Source organism: Rhodococcus sp. PvR044 (assembly GCF_040548995.1).
GTDB classification, from domain to species: Bacteria; Actinomycetota; Actinomycetes; order Mycobacteriales; family Mycobacteriaceae; genus Rhodococcus_G; species Rhodococcus_G oryzae.
In genome coordinates this window covers 71,970-88,808 of the sequence record NZ_JBEPSX010000011.1, presented here as the reverse complement: position 1 = coordinate 88,808, position 16,839 = coordinate 71,970, and the positions used below count along the sequence as shown (strand labels likewise).

At 69.4% G+C, this 16,839-nt stretch carries 18 protein-coding genes; 6 read left to right on the top strand and 12 right to left on the bottom strand.

What is annotated here, in order from left to right:
- Positions 1-33 precede the first annotated feature (33 nt).
- The 8 genes from ABIC28_RS22320 to ABIC28_RS22285 all read right to left on the bottom strand — a co-directional run bounded on the left by ABIC28_RS22320 (position 34) and on the right by ABIC28_RS22285 (position 7,773).
- The gene (locus ABIC28_RS22320; protein WP_257017639.1) at positions 34-618 is read right to left on the bottom strand and encodes a TM2 domain-containing protein; all 585 of its coding nucleotides are present in this window, start codon (positions 616-618) and stop codon (positions 34-36) included.
- A gap of 30 nt (positions 619-648) precedes the next feature.
- On the bottom strand, positions 649-1,650 hold the full coding sequence (gene lgt / locus ABIC28_RS22315) for a prolipoprotein diacylglyceryl transferase (protein ID WP_209926560.1): 1,002 nt from the start codon (positions 1,648-1,650) through the stop codon (positions 649-651).
- On the bottom strand, positions 1,647-2,468 hold the full coding sequence (gene trpA / locus ABIC28_RS22310; protein ID WP_097213198.1) for a tryptophan synthase subunit alpha: 822 nt from the start codon (positions 2,466-2,468) through the stop codon (positions 1,647-1,649). Before trpA ends, lgt begins: the two co-directional genes overlap by 4 nt.
- On the bottom strand, positions 2,465-3,724 hold the full coding sequence (gene trpB, locus ABIC28_RS22305) for a tryptophan synthase subunit beta (protein WP_097213197.1): 1,260 nt from the start codon (positions 3,722-3,724) through the stop codon (positions 2,465-2,467). The genes trpA and trpB overlap by 4 nt, the downstream gene beginning before the upstream one ends.
- 113 nt (positions 3,725-3,837) lie before the next feature.
- Positions 3,838-4,647, bottom strand: a complete 810-nt coding sequence (gene trpC, locus ABIC28_RS22300; RefSeq protein ID WP_097213196.1) for an indole-3-glycerol phosphate synthase TrpC — start codon at positions 4,645-4,647, stop codon at positions 3,838-3,840.
- An 82-nt stretch (positions 4,648-4,729) separates the two neighbouring features.
- Entirely contained in the window at positions 4,730-5,440 is a 711-nt protein-coding gene (locus ABIC28_RS22295) for a TIGR02234 family membrane protein (RefSeq protein ID WP_097213195.1), read from the bottom strand.
- A complete protein-coding gene (locus tag ABIC28_RS22290) occupies positions 5,433-7,007 on the bottom strand; it encodes an anthranilate synthase component I (RefSeq protein WP_354580929.1) in 1,575 nt (524 codons plus the stop codon). The genes ABIC28_RS22295 and ABIC28_RS22290 overlap by 8 nt, the downstream gene beginning before the upstream one ends.
- A gap of 49 nt (positions 7,008-7,056) precedes the next feature.
- Positions 7,057-7,773 carry a hypothetical protein gene (locus ABIC28_RS22285; RefSeq protein WP_354580927.1) on the bottom strand — a complete coding sequence of 239 codons (717 nt, stop codon included), beginning with the start codon at positions 7,771-7,773 and terminating at the stop codon, positions 7,057-7,059.
- A gap of 81 nt (positions 7,774-7,854) precedes the next feature.
- Here ABIC28_RS22285 and ABIC28_RS22280 point away from each other — a divergent pair, with 81 nt between their 5' ends.
- A complete protein-coding gene (locus ABIC28_RS22280) occupies positions 7,855-8,328 on the top strand; it encodes a peroxiredoxin (protein WP_097213192.1) in 474 nt (157 codons plus the stop codon).
- Between the two features lie 6 nt (positions 8,329-8,334).
- Here the strand turns inward: ABIC28_RS22280 and ABIC28_RS22275 are convergent, their stop codons facing one another.
- Positions 8,335-9,117 (bottom strand): dioxygenase family protein, encoded by a 783-nt coding sequence (locus tag ABIC28_RS22275; RefSeq protein ID WP_354580924.1) that lies wholly within the window; start codon positions 9,115-9,117, stop codon positions 8,335-8,337.
- A gap of 80 nt (positions 9,118-9,197) precedes the next feature.
- Between ABIC28_RS22275 and ABIC28_RS22270 the strand changes: the two genes are divergently transcribed.
- Positions 9,198-9,671: a MarR family winged helix-turn-helix transcriptional regulator gene (locus tag ABIC28_RS22270; protein WP_097213272.1), complete on the top strand. Its 474-nt coding sequence runs from the start codon at positions 9,198-9,200 to the stop codon at positions 9,669-9,671.
- Between the two features lie 15 nt (positions 9,672-9,686).
- Here ABIC28_RS22270 and ABIC28_RS22265 read toward each other — a convergent pair whose 3' ends face one another.
- From ABIC28_RS22265 to ABIC28_RS22255, 3 genes are all read right to left on the bottom strand, one after another.
- Positions 9,687-9,866, bottom strand: coding sequence for a tautomerase family protein (locus tag ABIC28_RS22265; protein ID WP_027502040.1), 180 nt, complete (start codon positions 9,864-9,866; stop codon positions 9,687-9,689).
- 75 nt (positions 9,867-9,941) lie between these two features.
- Positions 9,942-10,412, bottom strand: a complete 471-nt coding sequence (locus ABIC28_RS22260; RefSeq protein WP_209926568.1) for a hypothetical protein — start codon at positions 10,410-10,412, stop codon at positions 9,942-9,944.
- A 191-nt stretch (positions 10,413-10,603) separates the two neighbouring features.
- The gene (locus ABIC28_RS22255) at positions 10,604-10,930 is read right to left on the bottom strand and encodes a UBP-type zinc finger domain-containing protein (RefSeq protein ID WP_354580921.1); all 327 of its coding nucleotides are present in this window, start codon (positions 10,928-10,930) and stop codon (positions 10,604-10,606) included.
- Positions 10,931-10,996: 66 nt separating this feature from the next.
- Between ABIC28_RS22255 and ABIC28_RS22250 the strand changes: the two genes are divergently transcribed.
- The 4 genes from ABIC28_RS22250 (at position 10,997) to ABIC28_RS22235 (ending at position 16,810) form a co-directional block, all read left to right on the top strand.
- Positions 10,997-12,595: a Na+/H+ antiporter gene (locus tag ABIC28_RS22250; protein ID WP_209926573.1), complete on the top strand. Its 1,599-nt coding sequence runs from the start codon at positions 10,997-10,999 to the stop codon at positions 12,593-12,595.
- 50 nt (positions 12,596-12,645) lie between these two features.
- Complete coding sequence (locus ABIC28_RS22245; protein ID WP_354580918.1) at positions 12,646-14,304, top strand: NAD(P)/FAD-dependent oxidoreductase; 1,659 nt, start codon at positions 12,646-12,648, stop codon at positions 14,302-14,304.
- The gene (locus ABIC28_RS22240; RefSeq protein ID WP_354580916.1) at positions 14,301-15,731 is read left to right on the top strand and encodes an ATP-binding protein; all 1,431 of its coding nucleotides are present in this window, start codon (positions 14,301-14,303) and stop codon (positions 15,729-15,731) included. The genes ABIC28_RS22245 and ABIC28_RS22240 overlap by 4 nt, the downstream gene beginning before the upstream one ends.
- 101 nt (positions 15,732-15,832) lie before the next feature.
- Positions 15,833-16,810 (top strand): NAD(P)H-quinone oxidoreductase, encoded by a 978-nt coding sequence (locus ABIC28_RS22235; protein ID WP_354580914.1) that lies wholly within the window; start codon positions 15,833-15,835, stop codon positions 16,808-16,810.
- Positions 16,811-16,839 lie beyond the last annotated feature (29 nt).

The window sequence follows — 16,839 nt, the reverse complement described above, 5'->3', positions numbered from 1 at the left end:
AACGCCCGAGTATAGGGGCGTAACCAGGACCGATCAGCCCCTGAGCGGCCTGCCCTGCCCGTCCTTGACGTTGCCGGAGAACATCATGATCCCGTCGATGAACGACCAGAGCCACACGACCGGGAATATGACGAAACCGATCAGCAGGAACGTCGTGATGACGCCCAACCAGAAGAGCAGCAGCTGCGCCAGACCGATGCCGGTACTGCCCACGTAGAGGCGGCCGACACCGCAGATCCCGACGAAGGGCAGCAGGATCTGCAGCAGGCCCGCGGTCGCCTTCGACTTGTCCGACAGCGGTTCGCCGGTCAGCGGGTCGCGTCCGAAGGGCGCCTCCGGGGCGCCGCCGAAATACGCCGGCTGCACGAAGGGCTGCTGACCATAGGGCTGTTGCGCGTAGGGCTGGCCGAAGGGCTGCACGGGCGGCTGCCCGTAGGCCTGCGGTTGTGCCTGCGTGGGCTGCTGCCCATAAGCCTGTGGCTGCGGCTGCGTGGGCTGCTGCCCGTAAGCCTCCTGCTGCGGCGCGGTCGCGCCGGCGTCCATGAGCCATCCCGGGCCGGTGCCCTCGGGTCCGTACACGGGACCCGGTGTCGATCCGCCCTCTGGTACCTCAGACATGTCGATATCTCCCCCCTGGTTGTTCATGAGCTAACTGTCGGTCTTGCCCGCCTCGGTACCGCCGGATTCCGCGGGGCCCGCGGGGCCCGCGTCGGGTGCTCCTTCCGACCCCCCGGTCGCGGATGAACCGGTCGCCGCGACTGCGGTCGCCACAGGCTCCCGAGGATGCTTCGGCTGGAGCTCCTCCGGGGCCTCCCGGCCCTTCTTCGCCGCGAGGAAGTAGATCACCGCTCCGATGAACACGATGATCGACGTGAACACGTTGATTCGGATCCCGGCGATGTGGGTCGCGTAGTCGTCGCGCAGGAGCTCGACGAAGAGACGGCCCATGCAGTATCCGGCGACGTAGAGCGCGAACAACCGGCCGTGGCCGATCCGGTAGCGGCGGTCCACCCAGACCAGCAGCACGACGATCAGCAGGTTCCAGACGAGCTCGTACAGGAAGGTGGGGTGCACGACCTTCTCCACCACCCCGGTGGAGGTGCCGGCCAGCTGATCCAGCCGGCCGTCCGCGTTGACCCGCTCGAAGATCTCCAGGCCCCAGGGCACGGTCGTCTCGCGCCCGTACAGCTCCTGGTTGAAGTAGTTGCCGATCCGTCCGATCGCCTGCGCGAGCAGGATTCCCGGCGCGACGGCGTCACCGAGGGCGGGCAGCGGAACCCCACGCTGTCGGCAGCCGATCCAGGCCCCGATACCACCGAACAGCACGGCACCCCAGATGCCGAGGCCGCCCTGCCAGATCTTCAGCGCATCGACCGGGTTGCCGCCCTCACCGAAGTAGGTGCTCCAGTCGGTGGCCACGTGGTACAGCCGGCCACCGATCAACCCGAACGGGACGGCCCAGATCGCGATGTCGAGGACCGTGCCCTTCTCGCCACCGCGGGCGACCCAGCGCCGGTCGCCCCACACCGCCGCGACGACGATGCCGAGGATGATGAACAGCGCGTAGGCGCGCAGCGGAATCGGGCCGATCGACCACACGCCCTGGGGCGGGCTCGGGATATAGGCAAGGATGTCGGCAGTCGAAGTCACGACGCCACGGTAGCCGAGCGGACTCCCGCGGCGAGTTCGGTGGTGATCGCGCGCAACGCCTCCTGGCCCTCGGCCACAGCCGTCACCAGCGCCGAGCCGACGATGACCGCGTCCGCGTAGGCGGCGATCTCGGCGGCCTGCGCGCCGGAGCGCACGCCGAGCCCGACGCCGACCGGGATGTCGGAGTGCTCACGCACCCGCGCCACCAGCTCCGGCGCCATGTTGGACACCGCGTCGCGGGCGCCGGTGACGCCCATCGTCGAGGTCGCGTAGACGAAGCCGCGGCACAGGTCGACGGTCTTGGCGAGGCGCTCGTTGGTCGAGGAGGGCGCGACCAGGAAGGTCCGGTCCAGTCCGTACTTTTCGGAGGCGGCCAGCCAGTCGGCGGCCTCGTCCGGGATGAGGTCGGGGGTGATGATCCCCAGGCCGCCCGCGGCGGCGAGGTCCCGGGCGAACTCGTCGACGCCGTACTTGAGGACCAGGTTCCAGTAGGTCATCACGACCGCCTTGCCACCGGCCTTGCTGATCGCCTCGACGACGGTGAACACGTCCCGGACCCGGAACCCGGCGACCAGGGCCGCGTCCGCGGCCGCCTGGATCGTGGGTCCGTCCATCACCGGGTCGCTGTACGGGATGCCGACCTCGATCAGGTCGCAGCCGGAGGAGACCAGCGTCTCGAACGCCTCGATCGAGCCGGGCAGGTCGGGGTAGCCGGCGGGCAGGTACCCGACCAGCGCGGCCCTCTTCTCCGCTCGACACTGCGCGAAGAGCTCACCCAGGCGGGACGGTGCTGCGGCGTGCGGCTGCGGTGCGGTCACTTCGCCTGGCCTTCCTCGTTGGAGTGGTCGGTGTCGCTGTCCGGCATCAGGCCGAACCACTTCGCGGCGGTGTCGACGTCCTTGTCGCCGCGGCCGGAGATGTTGACCAAAACGATCGCGCCCTCGCCGAGCTCCTTGCCGAGCTTGAGGGCGCCTGCCACGGCGTGCGCCGACTCGATGGCGGGGATGATGCCCTCGGTGCGGCTGAGCAACGCGAACGCGTCCATCGCCTCGGTGTCGGTGATCGGGCGGTACTCGGCCCGGCCGATGTCGTTGAGGAACGAATGCTCGGGTCCAACGCCCGGATAGTCGAGCCCGGCGGAGATCGAGTGCGAGTCGATGGTCTGACCGTCCTCGTCCTGCAGCAGGTACGAGTAGGCCCCGTGCAGTGCACCCGGGGAGCCACCGGTGATGGTCGCGGCATGCCTGCCGGTCTCGACGCCGTCGCCCGCGGCCTCGAGGCCGACGAGCCGAACCGACGGGTCGTCGATGAACGCGTGGAAGATGCCGATGGCGTTGGATCCACCGCCGACGCAGGCTGCGACCGCGTCAGGCAGCCGACCGGTGTGCGCCAGCACCTGCGCCCGCGCCTCGAGACCGATGATGCGCTGGAAGTCGCGGACCATGACCGGGAAGGGATGCGGCCCGGCGGCCGTGCCGAAGCAGTAATAGGTGTTGTGCGCGTTGGTGACCCAGTCACGCAACGCCTCGTTGATGGCGTCCTTGAGGGTGCGCGAGCCGGTCATCGCCGGGATCACCTCGGCGCCGAGCAGACGCATCCGAGCGACGTTGAGCGCCTGACGCTTGGTGTCGACCTCACCCATGTACACCACGCAGTCGAGGCCGAGCAGCGCGCAGGCGGTGGCGGTGGCGACGCCGTGCTGGCCGGCGCCGGTCTCGGCGATGACGCGCGTCTTGCCCATCCGCTTGGCCAGCAGCGCCTGCCCGAGAACGTTGTTGATCTTGTGAGAACCGGTGTGGTTCAGGTCTTCCCGCTTGAGCAGCAGCCGGGCGCCGCCCGCGTGCTCGCTGAGCCGAGTGGCCTCGTACACCGGCGACGGACGGCCGGTGTAGTCACGCTGCAGCCGATCCAGCTCGTTCAGGAACGAGTCGTCCCCGCGGGCCTTGTCGTACTCGGCGGTGACCTCCTCGATCACCGCCATCAGTGCCTCGGGGACGTACCGTCCGCCGAAGACACCGAAATGGCCGCCCTGATCGGGCTCGTGGGCGCTGCGCTCGGTCACACCGGCACTCATGCGGGGAAGGCCGCGGCCCTTGGCGGAAAGTACGGGATCGTCTGTGCTCACCCGTCCAGTCTGCCTTAGTCGGTGCGACCGAACTCACGTCGGGTCCGACCGCCAGGGGTCGGTCAGCGAGCGGGCTTGGGGCAGGACGGGTGCGCCCCGGCGGCCACCAGATCCTTGACGGCCGTGCGCGGATCGCCGCTGGTGACCAAGCCCTCGCCGACGAGGACCGCATCCGCGCCCGCGCCCGCGTACGCCAGCAGATCCGCGGTCCCGCGGACTCCGGACTCGGCGATCTTGACGACCTCGGTCGGCAGCCCGGGGGCGATACGGGCGAACGTGTCGCGGTCCACCTCGAGGGTCTTGAGGTTGCGCGCGTTGATGCCGATGACGCTCGCGCCCGCCTCGAGGGCCCGGTCGGCCTCCTCCTCGGTGTGCACCTCAACGAGGGCGGTCATGCCGAGGGACTCGGTGCGGTCGAGCAGCGACGCGAGCGCGTCCTGTTCGAGGGCGGCGACGATCAGCAGGATCACATCGGCGCCGTGGGCCCTGGCCTCGTGGATCTGGTACGGGCCGACGATGAAGTCCTTGCGCAGCACCGGGATCGTCACGGCCGCCCGCACGGCGTCGAGGTCCGCGAGCGAGCCACGGAAACGACGCTCCTCGGTCAGCACGCTGATCACCCGCGCGCCGCCCTGCTGGTACGCCAACGCAAGCTCGGCGGGGTCCGCGATGTCCGAGAGCGTGCCCTTGGACGGGCTGGCCCGCTTGACCTCGGCGATCACCCCGATACCGGAAGCCCGCAACGCGGCGGCGGCGTCGAGTGCCGCCGGAGCGGCGGCCGCGGCCGCCTTCACGGCTGTGAAGTCCAGAACGGATTCACGGGCTGCGACGTCTGCACGCACCCCGTCGAGAATCGAATCGAGAACCGTCATCGTGTCCCGAGTCCTTTCTGGGCCGTTGCCGTGTGAGCAACCTCATCGGATTGGGCAAGCCTAGAGGGCGCCACCATATTGACTAACGGCGGGTGTCTGTGCCTCCGGCAGGCTCGGGTCCGTCCTGGTCGTTTGGCCCGGCCACGTCGCCCGTGGTCGGGTCCTCCCCCGCGTCCAGTGCGTCCCAGAGCATTCGCTCGCTGAGCGGTTCCTTCGAGGTCGCCGCGCGGTTGCCCGCCTCTTCCCTGCGGGCGGCGGGGGCAGCGTACTTCGACGACAGCCCGGCACTCGCGCCCGCCTTGCGGATCAGCGCGACCGCGGCGACGAGGGCCGTGACCCCACCCAGCAGCACGAGGACCGCAGGCAGGGTGAAGGCCTCGGTCGCGGTGACCTCCGCGCGGCCGGGCAGCTCGGCGAGCCGTCCGGCCTTGTCGTCGTCGACACCGCCTATCAGCAGGGACGCGGCCGGCACGATCGCCGCGACCGCGACCAGCGCGACCAGCAGCCCGACCACCCGCAGGGCCCAGCCGCGCACGGCGAAGGAGGCGGCGATGGCCGCGACCAGCGTCAGGGCCAGCGGCGTCGTCGCGGCCGCCCAGGTGCCGCCGATCAGTTCGCTGGTGCGGGCCCCACCGAGGCCGTCGAACGACTCCACCCGCACCCAGGTCATCCGCGAGGACGCCCACAGGCACAGCGCCGCGACCGCGAGCAGCAGCACCGGCACGGCGGCCGCGGACGCCCGCCCCCTTGCGGGCGCGGCGGCCGGGTCCCGGTCCGGTTCCTGCTCAGTCATCGGTGCCGCCCACGGCCCGGAGCGTGCCCGCCGCCGCGATCGCGCTGAGCACCGCCATCGCCTTGTTCTTCGCCTCGGTGTCCTCGTAGACGGGGTCCGAGTCGGCCACGACGCCGGCACCGGCCTGCACATAGGCCGTGCCGTCCTTGATCAGCGCGGTCCGGATCGCGATCGCGGTGTCGGCGTCGCCCGCGAAGTCGAGGTATCCGACGATTCCCCCGTAGATGCCGCGGCGGGTCGGCTCGAGTTCGTCGATCAGCTCCATCGCACGCACCTTCGGCGCCCCGGAGAGGGTGCCTGCCGGGAAGCAGGCCGTGACGGCGTCCAGCGCGTGCATGCCCTCGGCCAGCCGGCCGGTGACCGTCGAGACCAGGTGCATGACGTGGCTGTAGCGCTCGATGTGCCGGTAGTCGTGCACCTTGACGGTGCCCGGCTCGCACACCCGGCCGAGGTCGTTGCGACCCAGGTCCACGAGCATCAGGTGCTCGGAGTTCTCCTTCTCGTCCGCGAGCAGGTCCTTCTCGAGGAGGATGTCGTCCTCCTCGGTGGCGCCGCGCCAGCGGGTGCCCGCGATCGGGTGGGTGGTCGCCACGCCCTCGCTCACGGTGACCAGGGCCTCCGGGCTCGAGCCGACGATGGAGAAGGCGGTCTCGCCGTCCTCGCCGGGGACGTGCACCAGGTACATGTACGGGCTCGGGTTGGACGCGCGCAGCATCCGGTACACGTCGAACGGGTCGGCGTCGGTGTCCATCTCGAAGCGCTGCGAGAGCACCACCTGGAACGCCTCGCCTGCCTCGATCTCCGAGATCAGGCGCTTCACGTCGGCCCCGAAGCCCTCGGCGGTGCGCTGGCGGCGGTAGTCGGGGGTGGTCTTGGCGTAGGTGGACACGGTGGACGGCGCGGGCGCGGTGAGCGCGTGGGTCATCGCGTCGAGCCGGGCGACGGCGTCGTCGTATGCCTCGTCGACCCGCTCGTCGGTGCCGTTCCAGTTGACGGCGTTGGCGATGAGCGTGATGGCGCCCTCGTGGTGGTCGACGGCGGCCAGGTCGGTGGCAAGCAGCATCACCATCTCGGGGATCTGCAGGTCGTCGGTCGCGTGGCTGGGCAGCCGCTCGAGCCTGCGGATGATGTCGTAGCCAAGGAAGCCGACCATGCCGCCGGTGAGCGGGGGCAGGCCGGGCAGCCGTTCGGTGCGCAGCAGTTCCAGGGTCTGTCCGAGGGCGGCGATCGGGTCGCCGCCCGACGGCGCGCCGGCCGGGACGTTGCCGAGCCAGCCGGCCTGCCCGTCGACGACGGTCAGTGCGGCGGGGCTGCCTGCGCCGATGAACGACCAGCGCGACCACGAGCGGCCGTTCTCCGCGGACTCCAGCAGGAAGGTGCCGGGCCGGTCGCCCGCGAGTTTGCGGTACGCAGACAGCGGGGTTTCGGAGTCCGCCAGCACCTTTCGCGTCACCGGGACGACTCGATGGTCGGCCGCGAGGGCACGGAACTGCGCCCTGGTGGTGGTGTGGTCATCCGCATCGGCGACGGCGACTGCGGGCTGGACGGTGGTTGACTCGCCGGACATACCGTCCATCATCGCAGGCGGAGCGACCGGGGACAGGTGGTGGCCCCGCCTACAATGCGGACCGGTCCATCGGTCGGGCCAGCGGCTCGAGTGCGCCCGCTTCGCGCAATCGTCGGTAGGCCCTGACCACGTCGCCGACCTCCCCCGGTGCCGCGATGCGCATCAGCACTCCCCCGGTCGAGCTCTCGTGCGCCGCCTGGACGTCGTCCGGCAACACCGCCGCGCGGCCGGCGGAGAGGTAGCCGAGACGTCCGACGACCGGATCGCCGATCGTGAAACCCGAGTCCTCCAGAGCGTCGAGCACGTCGTCGTCGGTCACGTCGCCGAAGTCCGGCTCCCACGCCCGCGCGACGGCCGCGAGAAGGTCGACCTCGGGCACCGCGGCCTCGACAGGGGCATCGACCGCGATCACGATCGACTGCAGCAGGAACTCCGGGGCGCCGCCCGCCAGTGCGCTGACCTCCACCTCCCAGCGCGGCTCGCCCGCGGTGGCAAGCCGCAGTCCGATGCCGACGACGTCCGACCAGTCGTCGGCCGATTGTGCTGCGCGCAGGGCCACCAGCAGCGAATCCCGGTCCGCCGGGAGGTCGGTCTCGGGGCCGGACCCGTGGATGTGCCGCCAGTTCCACGGCTCGCCCGGCCCACACGGTGAACCTGCCGCAGGGAGCATCAGCGCGAGCTGGTCCAGGGTTGTCATCCAGCGTGTGGCGAGCGCATCGACCGACTCGCGCCGAGGACCCCAGAAGCCCCGCACCACCCTCCGCATCGGCTCCCCCGTGTCCCTGTCGTCCGCCGCACGCAGGCTAGTCCCGAGGAGCCGGGCAGCGCACGTTGTAGCCTCACCCGAATGCAGACCGGACAGCAGGCCCCCGACTTCTCGCTCCCGGACCAGGACGGCACCGTCCGGACCCTGAGCGGACTGGTCGCGGACGGGCCCCTCGTGCTCTTTTTCTACCCCGCCGCCTCCACCCCCGTGTGCACGGCCGAGGCCTGCCACTTCCGCGATCTGGCGGGCGAGTTCGCCGCGGTCGGCGCGTCGCGCGCCGGGATCAGCACCGACACCGTCGACAAGCAGGCCTCGTTCGCGGCGGCGCAGTCCTTCGATTACCCGCTGCTCGCCGACGTCGGCGGCGTGGTGGCCGAGCAGTTCGGCGTGCGTCGCGGGCTGCTCGCGAAGCTGTCGCCGGTCAAGCGCACCACCTTCGTGATCGACACGGACCGGACGGTGCTCAAGGTGATCGCGAGCGAGCTGCGCGCGAACACCCACGGCGACCAGGCCCTGGAGTTCCTGCGCAGCCGCAACACCGCGCGGGAGAACTGAGCCCTCCTACGCGACCTGGATGGAGCGCTTGGCCAGGCCCATCCAGAACCCGTCGATCACCTGCGAGGGCACCTGCTCGGGGTCGCTGGACGCACCGAGCGTGACGAACAACGGGGCGAAGTGCTCGATGGTCGGGTGCGCGTAGGGCATCCCGGGCGCCTTGGCGCGGAAGTCGATCAGCGCGTCCACATCGGCGGCCGCGAAGCGCTCCCCCGCCCAGGCGTCGAACTCGGCTGACCAGCCGGGCGCCTGCGCGGTGGGCGACGGATCGCGCAGAAACGGCAGTCCGTGGGTGGTGAATCCGGATCCGACGATGAGCACGCCCTGTTCGCGCAGCGGACGCAGTCGTTCGCCCAGGTGCATCAGCCGCTCGGGGTCGAGGGTGGGCAGCGAGATCTGCAGCACCGGGACATCGGCGTCGGGGTACATGACGCTGAGCGGCACGTACGCGCCGTGGTCGAGGCCGCGGCTCTCCTGATGCGCGACCGGCTCGTTGTCCGGCATCAGCGCGGCGACCTGCCGGGCGAGCTCGGGGGCGCCGGGCGAACAGTAGGTCGCCTCGTAGTACTTGCGGGGGAACCCACCGAAGTCATAGATCAGCGGGGTCCCGGTGGCGGTGGCGCCGATGGTGAGCGGAGCCGACTCCCAGTGCGCGGAGACCACCAGGATCGCGGTCGGGCGCGGCAGCCGGCTCGACCAGGCCCCGAGCTGGGAGACCCAGAGATCGTCGTCGACAAGCGGAGGGGCGCCGTGGCTGAGGTAGAGCGCTGGCATAGCGTGATCGCTCATAACGACTCCTAACATTGAAGCTTCAAGTATCTTGAGGAGTCAACGTAGCAGCACGACGAATATTTCCGATGGAGGTCGCGATGACACGGTGGTTGAGCGCGGAGCAGCAGCAGGCCTGGCGCGAGCTGGTCAACGTGATGACCCGTATGCCCGCGGCGCTGGACACCCAGCTGCAGCGCGACTCCGGGCTGACGCACTTCGAGTACTTCGTGCTCTCGGCACTCTCCGAGGAACCGAACCGCCGGCTGCAGCTGAGCGCGCTGGCGAATGCGGCGAATGCCTCGCTCTCCAGGCTCTCGCACGTGGTGACCAAGCTGGAGAAGGTCGGCTGGGTGCGCCGCGAGAGCATCATCGGCGCCCGCGGATCTCTGGCCGTACTCACCGACACCGGCTATCAGAAGGTCGTCGAGGCGGCGCCCGGCCACGCCGAGACGGTGCAGGCGCTGCTGTTCGACGGGCTGGACGAGCGGCAGGTGCGCGAGCTCCTCACCCTCGGCACGGCGATGGTCGCGCAGCTCGACCGCGGCCTCGCCGCGGGCAACGGCCAGGCCTGAGGGCGGGCCGCTCGATCAACCCAGCGGGACCCCGCCGACGCCCCAGTTCTCCCGCGGCACGTCGGTGAGGGTGACCCACACCTGCGCGGGGTTCTTCCCAGTGGCCTCGGCGTATGCCTTGGTGACGGCCTCGATGGTCGCCTTCTTCTGTTCGGTGGTGAGTCCGGGCGTCTGGCTGATCTGAATCAGTGGCATAGGAAAAACTGTGCCACAGTCTCATTCAGCACTTCATACCCCAAGGCACACCGACGTGATGTCCACTCACCCTTCTCACGTCTGCGTGTTCTCTCCGGTCGCGCCGTTGTTGTGAGTTTCGATGGCCTCGATGGACTTCCTGAACGGCTTTCCCAGAACGCGGGTACCGAAGAGTCCGAGCACGCCCGCGAGAAGCCGTCCCCTGAGGTTCTTGCCATCGCGAACCACGACGACGTCCACGTCGGTCACACCCGTGGGCTCCTGCGTGAGGGTGTAGGTGTGGCCCGAGGCACCACCCCACAGGTTGGAATCGGTGGTCGTCATCACGACACGATGGGGGTCGGTCCAGTCGTAGTGCAGAGTTTCCCAGATACCGTTCGACCCCTCCGTGACATCGGCATCGTGGGGGCCTTCGTGGTGCACCTTGAGGTAACTGTCTGCGCTGTTGCCGAAGATTTCCTCGCGACCCGGCCCGAAGTCGGTGAGGCCTGCTAGGACCTGCTCGGGCGTCGCGGTGGTCGTCTGGTGGAGATGGATCGTGGTCATGGCCGCTTCCTGACACTTGGATGATCCGCTCCGGTCCCGAAGAGCCGGGGTCGGTGATACATCCAGCACACCACTCGCGCGAACATCACGGAAGGGAGCTGATCGAGGGCAAACATTCCTCGATACCCTGCCTCCGCGGTGACCGCCCTGGAGCAACGCAGCGGCAGGTGGGTCACTGTGCTCCCACAGAGTCAGCCCATCTCGGCGTGCTGGTAGCACCACCGCCATGACTCGCCGGGCTCGTGCGATCGCATGACGGGGTGTCCGGTCTGCTCGAAATGCGCGGTCGCGTGCCGGTGAGGGCTCGAGTCGCAGCACCCGACGTGCCCGCAGGTGAGGCACATCCGCAGGTGCGCCCAGTTCTGTTCACCGAGCGCCGTGCATTCCTCGCAAAGGCCGGGTGTGCGCGGCTCTGGATCCGGCCCGGTGGCCGCCGCGAGTTCGTCGCAGGACTCGGCGGCCGGATCCGGGGACCCGACACGAATGTGGTCGGCCGCGCGTCGGAGAACTCTCTTCATCACCTCTCATCCTGCATGCTGCAGGGTGGGATATCCACACATCCGACCGCTCGGACGGAGACCGCCGTGAACGTGGCCCTGCTCGCCGTCGCGGTGGCGGCACTGCTCACCGCCGCCCTCGCGCGCCGCTTGAACTGGTCGGCACCGCTGCTGCTGGTCCCGGTCGGACTGGCCGGGTCGCAGATCCCCGGACTTCCCGACACCGCGCTCGACCCCGATCTCGTGATGTTCGCGGTACTACCGCCGCTGCTCTACTCGGCCGCACTCGACAGTTCCTCGCTGGCGTTGCGCCGCAATGCGCGTGCAATCGGGCTCCTCGCGGTCGGGTTGCCGCTGGCTACCACCGCCGTCGTCGGGGTCGTCGCATACCTCACCATTCCCGAGTTTCCCCTCGCCGCCGCGCTGGTACTCGGGGCGGTCGTGGCTCCGCCGGATGCGGTGTCCGCCAGCGCGATCGGACGACGCCTCGGCCTGCCCCGACGGATCATGACACTGCTCGGCGGCGAAAGCCTGCTCAACGACGCGACGGCGCTCACCGCCTACCGTGTCGCGCTCGCCGCGGCGGTCGGAACCGGTGTGACCCTGTTGGAGGGAGTGCGCACCTTCCTCGGTGCCGCGGTCGGCGGCACGCTGATCGGCCTCGGGGTGGGGATCGTCGTCGCCGTGATCCGTTCGAGGCTCACGGACCCGGTGATGGAGAGTGCCATCGGGCTCGTGGTTCCCTTCGTCGCCTACCTGGCGGCCGAGGAAGTGCACGGTTCCGGGGTCATCGCGGTCGTTGTCGCCGGCCTGTACCTGGGCCAGCGGTCGACCCGCGCCGGATACGCGACCCGCCTGCAGGACACCGCGGTGTGGAAGGCCATCGATGTCGTCCTCGAGTCGTTCGTCTTCCTGCTGATCGGGCTGCAACTGCCGAGCGTCGTCCAGGGGCTCCACGGCCGCAGTGTGGCCGAAGTCATCGGAGCGTCCATTGCCGTGCTCGCCGCCGTGATCGCCGTCCGGCTGCTGTGGGTCTACCCCGCGACCTACCTCCCCCGTCTGCTGTCGGTACGGATCCGCGAGCGGGAGCCGGCGCCGCCTCCCCGCGGGGTGTTCGTGGTCGCGTGGTCCGGCATGCGCGGTGTGGTCTCGCTGGCCGCGGCCTTCGCGATTCCCCTCACCGTAAATTCGGGCGCCCCGTTCCCCGGGCGCGACATGATCCTGTTCATCACCTTCGCTGTGGTGGTCGGCACCCTCCTCCTGCACGGGCTGACCCTGCCGTGGCTGATCACCAGACTGGGGGTCGACAACGAGGAAGAGCGCCGTAAGGACGCGCTGGCGCTGGCCGCCGCGCAGGACAAGGCTGCACGGGCCGCGACGGAGTTGCTCGACAGCCTCGTCGCAAACGCTGACGGGGACCCCGCCGCCGTCCGTGAGCGGGCCGCAGCGATCCTACGTACGTGGAGCGAGCACCGCGCTCACGCGGCATGGGAGCGACTCGGGCGCAGCGAAGCCGAGTTGGGCGAGAGCCCGTCCGCCGCATTCCGCGCGCTGCGCCTGCAGATGCTGGACACAGAGCGAGGCGTCTTCGTCGCTGAGCGTGATAACGGACGAATAGACGACGAGGTATTGCGACAGGTGCTGCGCGAACTCGACCTCGAGGAGGCGACCATGAACCGGGAGTAGGACCATACTGGAAGGCGGTGTGGCGAACGGCAGCCGCGAATGGGAGACCGATGGTACAGCCGGCAATTCTCAGCGTCGACGACGATCCGAGCGTGTCCCGGGCAATCGTGAGGGACCTACGTCGCAACTACGGCGAGAAGTACCGGATCATCCGGGCGCAGTCCGGCGAGGAGGCACTCGCCGCGCTCAAGGAGATGAAGCTGCGCGGCGACCCGGTCGCGGTCCTGCTCGCCGACTACCGGATGCCGAGTATGAGCGGCATCGAGTTCCTCGAACAGGGCATGGACCTGTATCCCGCGGCGAAGCGTGTGCTTCTCACCGCCTATGCCGACACCGATGCCGCGATCGACGCGATCAACGTCGTCGATCTCGATCATTACCTGCTCAAGCCGTGGGATCCGCCAGAGGAGAAGCTGTACCCGGTGCTCGACGCCCTGCTCGACGCCTGGGTGACCTCCGATCGCAAGCCGGTGACCGAGACCAAGGTCGTCGGACACCGGTGGTCGGCGCGGTCTTCGGAGGTACGGGAGTTCCTGGCGCGCAACCAGCTCCCCTACCGGTGGTACATGTCCGACGAACCGGAGGGTCAGCGTCTGCTCGAGGCCGCGGGCGCTGACGGCATGTGTCTGCCCGTGGTGATCACATGCGCCGGGCATGCCCTGGTGGAGCCGAGCGACTCGGAGCTGGCGCATCACGTCGGTCTGGCCACCACCCCCGCGTCGGACTTCTACGACCTCGTCGTCATCGGCGGCGGACCGGCCGGGCTCGGCGCGGCCGTGTACGGGGCGTCCGAGGGTCTGCGCACCGTTCTGATCGAACGCACCGCCACCGGTGGGCAGGCCGGGCAGAGCTCCCGGATCGAGAACTACCTGGGATTCCCGGATGGCCTGTCCGGCGCCCAGCTGGCCGACCGGGCCCGCAGGCAGGCCGCCAAGTTCGGCGCCGAGGTGATCACCACCCGGGACGTCGTCGCGTTGGAGGTGAACGGGTCCGCGCGCACGGTCCGCTTCGCCGACGGCGCGTCGCTCGACGCACACACCGTGATCCTGGCGACCGGGGTCTCTTATCGGCAGCTGTCGGTCCCCGGACTGGGCGAGTTCACCGGCCGCGGGGTGTATTACGGATCCGCGGTGACGGAGGCCGCGCGGTGCAGCGACCAGGACGTGTACATCGTCGGCGGCGCGAACTCGGCGGGGCAGGCCGCCGTCTATCTCGCCAGGGGCGCGCGTTCGGTGACGATCGTGGTGCGGGCCCGCTCGTTGGACGACTCCATGTCGCACTACCTGATCCAGCAGATCAGACAGAACCCGAGGATCGTGGTCCGGGCGTGCTCGGAGGTGGTTGGCGTCAAGGGTGACGATCATCTGGAGCGGATCACGTTGCGTGACAACACCACGGGCCGCACCGAGACCGTCGACGCGCACTGGCTCTTCCTGTTCATCGGCGCGGCGCCCCGCACCGACTGGCTCGACGGCGTCGTGGTGCGCGACGACCACGGGTACGTCGTCTCCGGTCCGGACCTGGTCGTCGACGGCAAACGGCCGCGCGGCTGGGAACTCGAGCGTATGCCCCAGCACCTGGAGACCAGCGTGCCCGGGGTCTTCGCGGCCGGGGACGTGCGCTCGGACTCCGCGAAACGGGTCGCGTCCGCGGTGGGAGAGGGAGCAATGGCAGTGATGCTCGTGCACCGATACCTGGCCAAGCCGTGACCGCCGAACGAGCGGTCACGGCGGAGGAACTGCGGACGCTGTTCCTGTTCGAGAAGCTCGACGACGAGCAACTCGGGCAGCTGAGCCGCGCCGGGCGACTCGAGGTGCTCGAGCCGGGCCCGGTCTACCGCGAGGGCGACCCGGCCACCTGCTTCTACGTACTCATCGAGGGCGCGGTGGTGCTCACGAAACTCTCGGGCGGTCACGAGGTGGAGATGGTGCGCACCTCTCATCGCGGCTCGTATTCGGGCGCGTGGACCGCCTACATGGGCGACCGGGTACCGCAGCTCTACAGCGCATCGATGACCGTCCCCGAGCGCTCCACCTTCTTCGTCCTGGACGCCGGCGACTTCGCGCGGTTCATGGAGGAATGGTTCCCGATGGCCCTGCATCTACTGGAGGGGCTGTTCTTCGGCAACCAGAACTCCCGAGAGATCCTCGACCAACGGGAGCGGCTACTCGCGCTCGGATCCCTGTCTGCCGGACTCACGCACGAGCTCAACAACCCCGCCGCGGCCGCCGTCCGGGCAACGGACTCGCTGCGGGACCGGGTCGCAGGCATGCGGCACAAACTGGGGATGATCGCCTCGGGGGCATACGAACCCGCCACCCTCCAGGCGCTCATCGAGATCCAGGAGGAGGCCGTGAGACTGGTCGCCAAGGCCCCGACCCTGAGCCCGCTGGAGGAATCGGACCGAGAAGAGGCACTGAGCGAGTGGCTCGACGACCACGGCATCGCCGGCGGGTGGAACCTCGCGCCGACCTTCGTGCAGGCCGGCCTCGACGTCGCCTGGCTCGAGCGGGTCGCGGCCTCGACCACGCCGTCCATCCTCGGGGGCGCCGTCGCCTGGCTGAACTACACCATCGAGACCGAGCTGTTGATGAACGAGATCTCGGACTCCACCAAGCGGATCTCCTCGCTCGTCGGCGCCGCCAAGCAGTACTCGCAAATGGACCGCGCCCCATTCCAAGTCTCGGACGTGCACGAACTGCTCGACAGCACACTGGTCATGCTCAGCCGAAAGGTCGGCGACATCGACGTGGTCAAGGACTATGACCGCGGCCTGCCCCGCGTGCCTGTGCACGCCGCCGAACTCAACCAGGTATGGACCAACCTCATCGACAACGCGGTGGACGCGATGGGCGGCCGCGGCACCCTCGCCGTCCGCACCTACCGGGACGGCGACTGCCTGGGCGTGGCCATCGGGGACACCGGACCGGGCATCCCCGACGAGGCCCGCGACCGCATATTCGAGCCGTTCTTCACCACGAAGCCGGTCGGGGAAGGTACCGGGCTCGGACTCGACATCTCGTGGCGGATCGTCAACAAACATCGGGGCGACATCCGCGTGGAATCGCGGCCCGGACATACCGAATTCGTGGTCCGCATTCCGCTCGCCGGCCCGGAGGGAGACCACGATGACTGAGATCGTGAGTGGCGCCATGACGCCCGCATCAGCGAAGCAGACCGGGACACCGAGATAGCTATGTGCTCGACCTGCTGGTCGGGTTGGTCGACAGTGGATACATGCGAGGAATCGACTTCGACGAACCGGGACCTCCCGGGGTGCTGAAGTGGCGGGAGACGCCACTGGCCGAGCCGACGTCGTCCGACGTCGTGGTCGACGTCCGGGCCGCCGGGATCAACCAGGCCGACCTCCTCCAGCGCGAAGGCCGGTATCCGGCCCCGACCGGGGCACCCCGCGTTCTCGGCCTCGAGTGCGCGGGCACGATCCGCTGGGTCGGCGATCGGGTGATCGGGTGGTCGAAGGGCGATCGGGTCTGTGCGCTGCTCAACGGCGGCGGGTACGCCGAACAGGCCGTGGTGCCGGCACGCCAGCTGCTTCCCATCCCTGACGGCCTGGACTTTCCGCACGCGGCGGCGCTGCCCGAGGCGTCGTGCACGGTGTACGCCAACCTGACGCTCAAGGCCCACCTGCGCCCTGGGCAGTGGGTTCTCGTGCACGGCGGCGGCGGTGGCATCGGGACGATTGCCGTCCAATGGGCCAAAGCATCCGGCGCCCGGGTGATCACCACCGTCGGAAACCACGCCAAGCTCGACCCCGTCATGCGTCTCGGTGCGGACGTCGCTGTGAACTATCGAACCGACGATTTCGTGGCGCGTGCGCTCGACGCCACCAACGGCCGCGGCGTCGACGCGATCCTCGACATCGCTGGTGCGCCGTATCTGCAGGAAAACCTCGAATGTCTCGGACCTGACGGACATCTCGTCATCATCGGTGGAACCCTCGCACCCACCGAACTCGACCTCGGACTGCTGTTCAGCAAGCGTGCCAGCGTGGCGACAACATCACTACGCTCCCGACCACCCGACCAGAAGGCCGCCATCGTCGCCCGGGTCCGCAAGTACATGTGGCCTCTGATCGACCAAGGGGTGATCGCCCCAGTGGTCGACACCGTCCTACCCATGCCCCTGGCCGCCGAGGCGCACGAATTCCTGTACAGCGGCCGAGCCTTCGGCAAGGTCGTCCTCGTCGCGCCGTGAACCATCCGGAGAAGGGACGGGATTCCCCA